The sequence below is a fragment of the Mycobacterium sp. genome, from assembly GCF_035697385.1.
GTDB lineage: Bacteria > Actinomycetota > Actinomycetes > Mycobacteriales > Mycobacteriaceae > Mycobacterium.
The window spans coordinates 1-10,286 of the sequence record NZ_DASSCY010000330.1 but is presented as its reverse complement, the minus strand read 5'-3'; the positions used below and the strand labels follow the sequence as shown (position 1 = coordinate 10,286).

The following is a 10,286-nucleotide window of genomic DNA, read 5'->3' as shown; positions in this document are numbered from 1 at the left end:
CCGAATTGGAGCGACGCAAGCGGCGGCTCGGCATTCTTGGCTACGACGACCTGCTGAGCCGGTTGGCCGCCGCGCTGGAGGACGACGACTCCCCTGCGCGCGCCAGGATGCACCACCGGTGGTCGATCGTGATGGTCGACGAATTCCAGGACACCGACCCCGTGCAGTGGCAGGTGATCGACCGTGCCTTCAGCGGCCGCTCCACCCTGGTGCTGATCGGCGATCCGAAGCAGGCGATCTACGCGTTTCGCGGCGGCGACATCGTCACCTATCTGCACGCGGCGAGCACCGCAGGCGAACGCCAGACACTCGGCACCAATTGGCGCAGCGACGACGCTCTGGTCGACCGTCTGCAGGCGGTGATGCGGGGCGCCGAGCTCGGCGACGCCGACATCGTCGTGCGCGACGTCAACGCTCATCATCAGGGTCACCGGCTGTCGGGTGCGCCGCACAACGACCCGTTCCGGTTGCGGGTGGTCACGCGAAAGGCTCACGGCCGCAGCGTCTCCCGATTCTTCCCGATCGATGCGTTGCGTGAGCACATCCCCGCCGACCTGGCGGCGGACATCGGCCAGCTGCTCGCGAGTGACGCGACGTTCGACGGTCGGCCGCTCGAGGCTCGTGACATCGCGGTGATCGTGGAGGCCCATCGAGATGCGCGGGCGTGCTACGAGGCGCTGGGCGACGCGGGCATCCCCGCCGTCTACACCGGCGACACCGATGTGTTCACATCTGCAGCCGCCGACGACTGGCTGACCCTGCTGGAGGCGTTCGATCAGCCGCACCGCTCCGGGCTGGTGCGGGCCGCGGCGGCGACCATGTTCTTCGGCGAAACAGCCGAGAGTCTGGCCCTCGGCGGTGACGCGTTGACGGATCGGGTGGCGGACACGTTGCGGGAGTGGGCCGATCACGCGCGGGAGCGTGGCGTGGCGACGATCTTCGAGGCCGCGCAACTGGCAGGCATGGGTCGTCGGGTGTTGTCGTATCAGGGCGGTGAACGGCAGATGACCGACCTCGCGCACCTGACGCAGCTGCTGCACGAGACCGCGCACCGCGAGCACTACAACCTGCCCGCGCTGCGCGACTGGCTGCAGACCCAGCGCGAAGAGCGCGGCGGCGCAACCGAACGCAACCGCCGGCTCGACAGTGATGCCGCGGCAGTGCAGATCATGACGGTGTGGGTGAGTAAGGGCCTGCAGTACCCGATCGTGTATCTGCCGTTCGCGTTCAATCGCAATGTGCAGCAGCGCGATTTGATCCTGTTCCATGACGACGGCGTGCGCTGCCTCCACGTGGGCGGCGCGGACAGTCTCGACTACAACACCGTCGAAAGGCTCGGCCGCCGCGAGGCCGCCAGCGACGACATCCGGTTGACGTACGTCGCGATGACGCGGGCGCAGTCGCAGGTGGTGGCGTGGTGGGCGCCGTCATACGACGAACCGAACGGCGGATTGTCTCGGCTGCTGCGCGGTCGGCGGGTCGGCGAGTCGCAGGTGCCGGACCGGTGCTCGCCGGACAAGATCAATGACGACGCCGCGCTGGAACGGCTGCGCGAATGGGAGGCTACGGGCGGGCCGCTGATCGAAGACTCGGTGATTGCGCCTGCTCCCGCCGTGCCTGCCGTCGCCGCGGCGTCCGAACTCGGCGCCCGGCACTTCCACCGCGCGATCGACACTACGTGGCGGCGCACGTCCTATTCCGGACTGATCCGTGCTGTGGAGACGACGGGGGTTAGCAGCGAGCCTGAGGTCGCGGAGTTGGACGACGAGGTCGCCGACATCCCGCTGTTGCAACCGCGATCCGGAGTCGAGGTGCCGTCGCCGATGGCCGACCTGCCGATGGGCGCGCAGTTCGGCACGCTGGTGCACGCGGTGCTGGAAACCGCGAACCCGTTCGCGGCCGATCTGGCTGCGGAGCTGGAGGCGCAGATTCGGGTGCACTCGGCGTGGTGGCCGGTCGAGGTCACGCCGGAGGTGCTGGCCGAGGCGTTGGTGCCGATGCACGACACGTCGTTGGGACCGCTGGCCGATGGTGTGACGTTGCGGCAGATCGGGCTGCGGGATCGGCTGCGCGAGTTGGACTTCGAGTTTCCGTTGGCGGGCGGCGATCTGCGGGCGGCGGCGCCAAACATCCTGCTGGCCGATGTCGGGGTGTTGTTGCGGGAGCACCTGGCCTCCGACGACCCGCTGGTGTCGTACAGCGGCAGGCTGCGCAACGACGCGTTGGGCGGCCAGTCGCTGCGCGGCTATTTGAGCGGTTCGGTGGATGCGGTGTTGCGGATCGGCGGCCGGTACCTGGTTGTCGATTACAAGACGAACTGGCTGGGCGACGGCGACCGGCCGCTGACGGCAGGCGACTACGACCGGGCGCGGATGACCGAGGCGATGCTGCACTCGGACTATCCGCTGCAGGCCCTGCTGTACAGCGTTGTGCTGCACCGGTTCTTGCGATGGCGGCAGCCGGACTACGACCCGGCGCGCCACCTCGGTGGTGTGCTGTATCTGTTCGTACGCGGCATGTGCGGGCCGCAGACACCGGTGGTCGACGGTCACCCTGCGGGAGTGTTCAGCTGGTCACCGTCGGTGTCGCTGATCACTGCGCTGTCGGACCTGCTTGACGCGGGGAGGGCAGTCGCGTGACGACGACGGAGTGGCAGATCGCGGCGAATGCGATGGGCGTGCTCCGCACGTTCAGCGATGCGGGCGTACTCGAATCAGCGGATGTGCATGTGGCGCAACGACTGACGGCACTTGCGGATGAGGCAGACGAGTCTGTGGCATTGGCGGTGGCGCTTGCGGTGCGGGCGCTGCGCGGCGGATCGGTGTGCGTGGACCTGCGCTCGATCGAGGCGCAGGTCGGCGTCGACGGCCTGCCGTGGCCCGCGGTCGAAGCCTGGCTTACCGCGGTGAACCAGAGCCCGCTGGCGGGCACGCCGCCGGTGCTGAGGTTCTACGAAGACCTGCTGTATCTCGACCGGTACTGGCTCGAGGAACAGCAGGTGTGTGATGACGTGCTGGCGATGGTGGCCGCGAAGCCGAGGCAGACGCCAGCGGACATGGACCGGCTGTTCCCTGAGGGCTTCGAAGAGCAGCGCGCCGCTGCGGAAGTCGCCTTGTCACAAGGACTTACGGTGTTGACCGGCGGTCCTGGTACAGGCAAGACCACGACGGTGGCGCGGTTGTTGGCGTTGCTCGCCGGAAAGACCCGACTGCGGATCGCGCTGGCGGCGCCGACGGGCAAAGCGGCGGCGCGCCTGCAAGAAGCGGTGCAACTGGAGGTCGGCAATCTGGGGCAGGCGGATCAGGAGGCGCTGGCGGGGTTGCATGCGACGACGTTGCACCGGCTGCTGGGTAGCCGGCCGGATTCGTCGGCACGGTTTCGGCACAACCGGGGCAACCGGTTGCCGCACGACGTGATCGTGGTGGACGAGACGTCGATGGTGTCGTTGACGATGATGGCGCGGCTGCTGGAAGCGGTGCGCCCCGAGGCGCGGCTGATCCTGGTGGGCGACCCGGACCAGTTGGCGTCGGTGGAAGCCGGTGCGGTGCTTGCGGATTTGGTCGAGGGTCTGGGCGGGGAGAAGGTCGCTGCGCTACGGACGTCGCACCGATTCGGTAAGTCGATCGGTGCGCTGGCGGAGGCTATCCGGGTCGGTGACGCGGATCGGGTGATCGAGGTGCTGCGGGACAGCGACGATCACATCGAGTGGATCGACTCGAAGGACCCGGCCGAGCATCTACGGAAAGTGGCTGTGCCGCATGCGCTTCGATTGCGCGAGGCTGCGCTGCTAGGCGATGTGGATGAAGCGCTGCGCACGCTCGACGAGCATCGGCTGTTGTGCGCACACCGTCATGGCCCGTATGGGGTGCGGTATTGGAACCACCAGGTAGAGCGCTGGCTGACCGAGGCGACGGGTGAGCCGATCTGGTCGTCGTGGTACGCGGGACGCCCAGTGCTGGTGACCGCCAACGACTACGGGCTCGGCCTGTACAACGGGGACACGGGGGTGACAGTTGTGCGGGACGGAACGTTGCGCGCGGTGATCAGTGGCGGTGAGCGGCAGGAGTTCGCGACGAGTCGACTGGCCGATGTCGACACGATGCATGCGATGACGATTCACAAGAGCCAGGGCAGCCAGGCCGAGGAGGTGACGGTGCTGCTCCCGCAGGAGGACTCGCGGCTGCTGACGCGCGAGCTGCTCTACACGGCGGTGACGCGCGCCAAGGAGCGGGTGCGGGTCATCGGCGACGAGAGCGCGGTGCGGTCGGCGGTCGGCCGGCGCGCGGTACGGGCGAGCGGGTTACGGAGGCGGCTGCGACCGTGACCGGTCAGCAGGCCTGGCCGGCGAAGAAGGCACCGCCGACGAGTGCGATGACGATCGCGACGGTCGGATAGCCCATCGACATGGCCGCCACGACTCCGACGATCACGGAGACGGCGATCAGGAGCTGAAGAAAGCCGAGCAGCCAGCGGGTGGCGTCGATCGAACCGTGGTGATGCCGCGGGTTGGCCGGAGGGTAATCCGGGCCATCGTGCGCTCCTGCTCCGACCATTGACCAGCCTTTCCTATGACGGCGCTCACAATATAGCGTGCCAGTGGCCTGAGTCACAGCCAAGTCATCGAGATTTGGCTGGAGCGTCGCCAAGTTGCAATGCGACGGCGTGGGTGTCTGGTATTCAGACGCCGACGACGGTCAGGAGGTTTTCGAGGCCTCGAAAGTCGTCAGTGTTGCGCGTGTAGAGGGGCAGGTTGGCAGCCAGAGCGGTGGCTGCGATCAGCAGATCGACGGCGCGGGGCCCCCGCGCTTTCCGCCCAGTCGCGATGATCGCGGCGTAGATACGTCCGTAGGCCCTCGCAGAGTCGCCATCGAAGGGCATTGGGTCGAAAGTGGATTCGACTCGCTGGAGCCGATCTTGACGTCGCGCCCGCTCGGCCGAGTCATTCGTCGCATGCGGCCCCGCCGCGAGCTCAGCAAGCGTCAAGGCACTAATCGCCATTTCGCGTGGAAGCCGGACAGCGTCGATGTGGTCCAGGTCAATCACCACCGAGGTGTCGATAAGGCCTTGCGGCCGACGCGGATCGTCAACCACGCGGGGCAGTCTCCTGGCCGGCGGCCTGATCGAGGTCCGCTCGCAACCGGTCAAGCTCTACGCGCGGAGCGCCCCGGAACGCTGCCAAAGCCGTCTCGGCACTGACGAATCGACGGCGACGGAGTGGGTATAGCTCGCCGACCGGAACACCGTTTCTGGTCACAACGAAGGACTCGCCGTCATCAAGCCGCCGCATGATCTCACCGCTGCTATTTCGCAACTCGCGCTGAGTGATCTCCGTGGACACAAGCCCATCGTAGCACCGGTGCTACGGCGTGGGCTCGTCCTGCTTCCAAAGGCGTTCATGCATCATCGGTCGCTGCCAGCAGGGCGATGTTTAGGTTCGTTTGAAAAAAGAAACTCCGCGTCCATCGGAGTGTGGTGCAGGACACACGCCACGGCGGACGGGAGCACGCCTCATGACCACGGAGAACCAGGTCAAGCCGACCGACGTCGACAAGGCGCTACTCGGGACCGCCACGTACCGAAGCCTCGGCGAGCAGAAACTCTCGCCGCAGGAGGAACGGTTCGAGAAGGGCCGACGGACGGTCGGCCTCTTCCTTGCCCCCTTGTTGACCGTCACCTTCCTGGTTCTGCCCATCGACATCCCGCGAGAGCAGCATGTGCTGGCCGCCGTGCTGCTCGGGGTGATCACGCTGTGGATCAGCGAGGCGGTCCCCATCCCGATCGGTGGTCTGCTCGGCGTGGCGGTCGCCGTCTTCCTCGGTGTCGCGCCGGTCGACGACGTGCTCGGGCCGTTCGGGTCGTCGACCATCTTCACGTTCATCGGCGCGTTCATCCTCGCGCAGGCGATGCTCAAACACGGTGTCGCGCGGCGGTTCGCGTTCTTCATCCTCTCGCTGCCGGGGGTTGGCCGGTCTACGACGGGCGTGATCCTCGCGTTCGGCGCGATCACCTGCCTGCTATCGGCGTTCGTGTCGAACACGGCAACGGTGGCGATGCTGCTGCCGACGGCGATCGGCATCCTCAGCGTCGTCGCCAAACTGCTGCAGCACCGCGGCGACGTCGAGCCCGACTTCGATCCGCAGCGGCTGCGGGTCGGCGCGGCCATCATGCTGATGCTGGCCTACGGCGCCAGCGTCGGTGGCCTGCTGACGCCAGTGGGCAGTCCCCCCAACCTGATCGGGCGCGGCCTCATCGAGGAGGCCACCGGCGAGCGGATCAGCTTCTTCCAGTGGATGGTGATGGCCATTCCCATCTGCCTCGTGATGTTCGCCCTGCTGGCACTCATCCTGTTGCGGCTGAACAAGCCGGAGATCAAGAGAATCGACGGCGTCGCCGAGTACGTGGCCGGCGAGCGGGAGAAGTTGGGTTCACTGACGCGCGCCGAGAAGAACACGCTCATCGCGTTCGTCATCACGGTGACGTTGTGGATCATGCCGGGCATCGTCGCGCTGATCGCCGGAACCGAGTCAGGCGCCTACGAGTTCGTCAGCGACAGGTTCGACGAAGGCGTTGTCGCGGTCTTCGGAGCGGCGCTACTGTTCCTCCTGCCGACAGACTGGCAGAACCGCGAGTTCACTCTTCGCTGGAGCGATGCCGCCGAAATCGACTGGGGCACAATCGTGCTCTTCGGTTGCGGCATCATCTTCGGCTCACTGATCTCCGAAACCGGCCTCGCCGAGACCATCGGCACGTCTGTCAACGACGCGCTGGGCTTGTCGAGCATCGTGCCCATCACGATCTTCGCGGTGATCCTGGCCATCATCGTGTCGGAGACAACGAGTAACACGGCGTCAGCGGCGGTGGTGGTGCCGATCGTGATCCCTGTGGCGATCGCCGCCGGTGTCAACCCGTTCGTGCCGGCGCTGGCGGCGACGTTCGCGGCGTCGTTCGGCTTCATGCTGCCGGTGTCGACGCCGCAGAACGCGATCGTCTACGGCTCGGGCGTCGTAAAAATCACGACGATGATCCGGTCCGGTATCGCGTTCGACATCGCGGGCGCAATCCTGATCATCCTTCTGCTTCCCTTGATGGTCAGCCTGCTCGGGCTGGGCGGATGAGCTACATAGCCGTCATTCCGGGCGACGGAATCGGGTCGGAGGTCATCGCGTCGGCGCGTGCGGTGCTCGACGCGGTGGCAGCCAAGCATGGAATCGACTTGTCCTACACCGACTTCGACTGGTCGTGTCAGCGCTACGCGCGTGAAGGCGCGATGATGCCTTCCGACGGGATCGAAACCCTGCGGGATTTCGACGCGATCTTTCTGGGCGCGGTTGGCTGGCCGGGTGTACCCGACCACGTGTCGCTGTGGGGGTTGTTGATCCCGATCCGGCGGGCGTTTCGCCAATACGTCAACCTGCGCCCGATCCGGGTGTTCGACGGGGTGCAGAGCCCGTTGCGGGCGCCGGGCGAAGTCGACTTCGTCGTGGTGCGGGAGAACGTCGAGGGCGAGTACAGCGAGATCGGCGGCCGGCTGAACCGCGGCTTCCCTGACGAGATGGCTGTCCAGGAATCTGTTTTCACGCGCGTCGGGGTGAGCCGGATCGCGGACTTCGCATTCGAGTTGGCGCGCACGAGGCGCAAGTACGTGACGTCGGCGACCAAGTCGAACGGGATTGTGCACACGCTGCCGTTCTGGGACGAGGTGGTCGCGGAACGCGCGTCGCACTTCCCGGACGTGCGGATGGACAGCGAGCACATCGACGCGCTGGCGGCGAAGTTCGTGCTGCAGCCGCAGCGTTTCGATGTGGTGGTGGGATCGAATCTGTTCGGCGACATACTGTCTGACCTCGCGGCGGCGGTGGCGGGATCCATCGGCATCGCGCCGTCGGCGAACCTGGACCCGACGAAGGAGTACCCGTCGATGTTCGAGCCGGTACACGGATCGGCACCCGATATCGCGGGCCAGGGTGTGGCGAACCCGATCGGCGCGGTGTGGTCGGCGGCGATGATGCTCGAGCATCTGGGGCACCCAGAGGCGGCGGGTGATGTGTTGACGGCGATGGAGTCGACCCTGGCTAAACCCGAGACGCGCACAGGTGACCTGGGCGGAAGCGCGTCGACAGTCGAAGTGACGGAGGCGTTGATTTCACAGCTGCGGTGACGCGCCACCGGTTACCGTGAGGCCGTGGCCGACATCGACCGCACCCGCAACATCGCGGCTGCCCCGAAGCAGATCTGGGACGTCCTGGCGGACTTCGGCGGGATCAGTTCGTGGGTCGACAACGTCGACCATTCGTGCATCCTCGTAGGCGGCACGGGACCCGTCGGCACTACTCGTCGCGTTCAGGTCGGACGCGAGGTTCTGGTCGAGCGCATCGTCGAGTTCGACGCGCCGCACGCTCTCGCCTATGACATCGAGGGCCTGCCCAAACGTCTGCGCAGGGTCACGAACCGCTGGACGCTGCGGCCGGTCGGCCGTTCGAGCGTGGTGACGTTGACCAGCACGGTCGAAATCGGTTCTCGCCCAGACCAACAGCTGGCCGAACGTATCGTGTGCCGCGTGCTGGCCCGGCAGTCCGACGCGATGCTCGCCGGTCTCGCGAAACGAATGGAGAGTGCTCGTGTCTGATCGCCCCGACATCGTCATCCTGATGACCGACGAGGAGCGCGCGGTTCCTCCGTACGAGGCGCCCGAGGTCATCGCGTGGCGTGACCGAACGCTGGTAGGCCGCAAGTGGTTCGACGAGCACGGCGTCAGTTTCCAGCGGCACTACACCGGCTCACTGGCCTGCGTGCCCAGCCGCCCGACGATCTTCACAGGGCAGTACCCCGACCTGCACGGCGTCACGCAGACCGACGGCATCGGCAAGGTATATGACGACTCCCGCATGCGCTGGCTGCGCCGGGGTGAGGTGCCCACGCTGGGCAACTGGTTCCGCGCGGCGGGATACGACACCCACTACGACGGCAAGTGGCACATCTCGCATGCGGACCTCACCGACCCGGCGACCGGTCGACCGTTGGCGACCAACGACGACGACGGTGTCGTCGACGGCGATGCGGTGCAACGCTATCTCGACGCGGATCCGCTTGGGCCGTTCGGGTTTTCGGGCTGGATCGGTCCTGAACCGCATGGCTCGCTGCTGTCCAATGCCGGGGTTCGGCGTGACCCGCTGATCGCGGACCGCGTCGTCGCGTGGCTTGAGGACCGGTATGCGCGGCGCCGCGCGGGAGACGCCGACGCGATGCGTCCGTTCCTGTTGGTGGCCAGCTTCGTCAACCCGCATGACATCGTGTTGTTTCCGGCGTGGCAGCGGCGCAGCCCGGTTGCGCCGTCGCCACTGGACCCTCCCGCGGTACCGGCGGCACCGACGGCCAAAGAGGACTTGTCGACCAAGCCGGCCGCGCAGATCGCGTTCCGGGAGGCGTACTACTCGGGCTACGGGCCTGCGCCGGCGATCAACCGGACGTACGACCGCAACGCCCAGCAGTACCGCGACCTGTACTACCGGCTGCACGCCGAGGTGGACGGACCGATCGACCGGGTGCGGCGGGCCGTGACCGAGGGTGGCTCGGAGAACGCAGTGCTGGTGCGGACGTCCGATCATGGCGATCTGCTGGGTGCGCACGGTGGCCTGCACCAGAAGTGGTTCAACCTCTACGACGAGGCGACGCGGGTGCCGTTCGTCGTGGCGCGGATCGGGCCGGGGGCTACGACGGGTCGTGTAGTGACGGCGCCGACGTCGCATGTGGACATCGTCCCGACGCTGCTCGGGGCTGCGGGCGTCGACGTGGATGCGGTGGCGGCGAAGCTGGCCTCTTCGTTCACCGAAGTGCACCCGTTGCCGGGCCGGGACTTGATGCCGGTCGTTGACGGAGCTTTGGCTGACGAGGCGCGGGCGGTCTATCTGATGACGCGCGACAACATGCTGGAGGGCGATTCGGGAGCGTCGGGGTTGGCACGTCGGTTGAGGCTGATAGCGAATCCGCCTGCCCCGCTGAGGATCCGGGTGCCCGCGCACGTGGGGTCGAACTTCGAGGGTTTGGTAGTGCGGGTCGACGACGTCGCGGGCGGCGAGGGCCACTTGTGGAAGTTGGTGCGGACGTTCGACGATCCGGCGACGTGGACGGAACCGGGGGTGCGCCATCTGGCGGCGAACGGGCTCGGCGGCGAGGCGTATCGGAGTGAGCCGCTCGACGACCAGTGGGAGCTGTACGACCTGACGGCGGACCCGGCGGAGGCAGCCAACAGGTGGACGGATCCGGCACTGCACGAGCTGCGTCAGCAC

9 protein-coding genes are annotated in these 10,286 nt (G+C 67.0%); 6 read left to right on the top strand and 3 right to left on the bottom strand.

The genetic code is table 11. The features are described 5' to 3' along the window. Together recB and recD are read left to right on the top strand one after the other, a co-directional pair. Positions 1 to 2,639, top strand: a 2,639-nt coding sequence (recB, locus tag VFH65_RS27920; RefSeq protein ID WP_353326153.1) for an exodeoxyribonuclease V subunit beta, incomplete at its 5' end; no start/stop codon positions are given. Between the two features lie 32 nt (positions 2,640 to 2,671). Beyond that, entirely contained in the window at positions 2,672 to 4,324 is a 1,653-nt protein-coding gene (recD, locus tag VFH65_RS27915; protein WP_353326155.1) for an exodeoxyribonuclease V subunit alpha, read from the top strand. A 4-nt stretch (positions 4,325 to 4,328) separates the two neighbouring features. Here recD and VFH65_RS27910 read toward each other — a convergent pair whose 3' ends face one another. The 3 genes from VFH65_RS27910 to VFH65_RS27900 form a co-directional block, all read right to left on the bottom strand. Continuing rightward, entirely contained in the window at positions 4,329 to 4,553 is a 225-nt protein-coding gene (locus tag VFH65_RS27910) for a hypothetical protein (RefSeq protein ID WP_353326151.1), read from the bottom strand. Positions 4,554 to 4,677: 124 nt separating this feature from the next. Then, positions 4,678 to 5,091: a type II toxin-antitoxin system VapC family toxin gene (locus tag VFH65_RS27905; RefSeq protein ID WP_353326149.1), complete on the bottom strand. Its 414-nt coding sequence runs from the start codon at positions 5,089 to 5,091 to the stop codon at positions 4,678 to 4,680. Next, entirely contained in the window at positions 5,084 to 5,338 is a 255-nt protein-coding gene (locus tag VFH65_RS27900) for a type II toxin-antitoxin system Phd/YefM family antitoxin (protein WP_353326147.1), read from the bottom strand. Before VFH65_RS27900 ends, VFH65_RS27905 begins: the two co-directional genes overlap by 8 nt. 172 nt (positions 5,339 to 5,510) lie before the next feature. Here VFH65_RS27900 and VFH65_RS27895 point away from each other — a divergent pair, with 172 nt between their 5' ends. From VFH65_RS27895 to VFH65_RS27880, 4 genes are all read left to right on the top strand, one after another. Next, entirely contained in the window at positions 5,511 to 7,115 is a 1,605-nt protein-coding gene (locus VFH65_RS27895; protein WP_353326145.1) for an SLC13 family permease, read from the top strand. Then, on the top strand, positions 7,112 to 8,158 hold the full coding sequence (locus VFH65_RS27890) for a tartrate dehydrogenase (RefSeq protein ID WP_353326143.1): 1,047 nt from the start codon (positions 7,112 to 7,114) through the stop codon (positions 8,156 to 8,158). Before VFH65_RS27895 ends, VFH65_RS27890 begins: the two co-directional genes overlap by 4 nt. 24 nt (positions 8,159 to 8,182) lie before the next feature. Further along, positions 8,183 to 8,626, top strand: a complete 444-nt coding sequence (locus VFH65_RS27885) for an SRPBCC family protein (protein WP_353326142.1) — start codon at positions 8,183 to 8,185, stop codon at positions 8,624 to 8,626. After that, the coding region (locus VFH65_RS27880; protein ID WP_353326140.1) for a sulfatase-like hydrolase/transferase at positions 8,619 to 10,286 on the top strand (1,668 nt) is incomplete at its 3' end. The genes VFH65_RS27885 and VFH65_RS27880, both read left to right, overlap by 8 nt.

Coding starts and splice junctions, on each gene's coding strand:
- recD (WP_353326155.1), top strand. CDS start 2,672: ATGGGCGTGCTCCGCACGTTCAGCGATGCGGGCGTACTCGAATCAGCG.
- VFH65_RS27910 (WP_353326151.1), bottom strand. CDS start 4,553: ATGGTCGGAGCAGGAGCGCACGATGGCCCGGATTACCCTCCGGCCAAC.
- VFH65_RS27895 (WP_353326145.1), top strand. CDS start 5,511: ATGACCACGGAGAACCAGGTCAAGCCGACCGACGTCGACAAGGCGCTA.
- VFH65_RS27890 (WP_353326143.1), top strand. CDS start 7,112: ATGAGCTACATAGCCGTCATTCCGGGCGACGGAATCGGGTCGGAGGTC.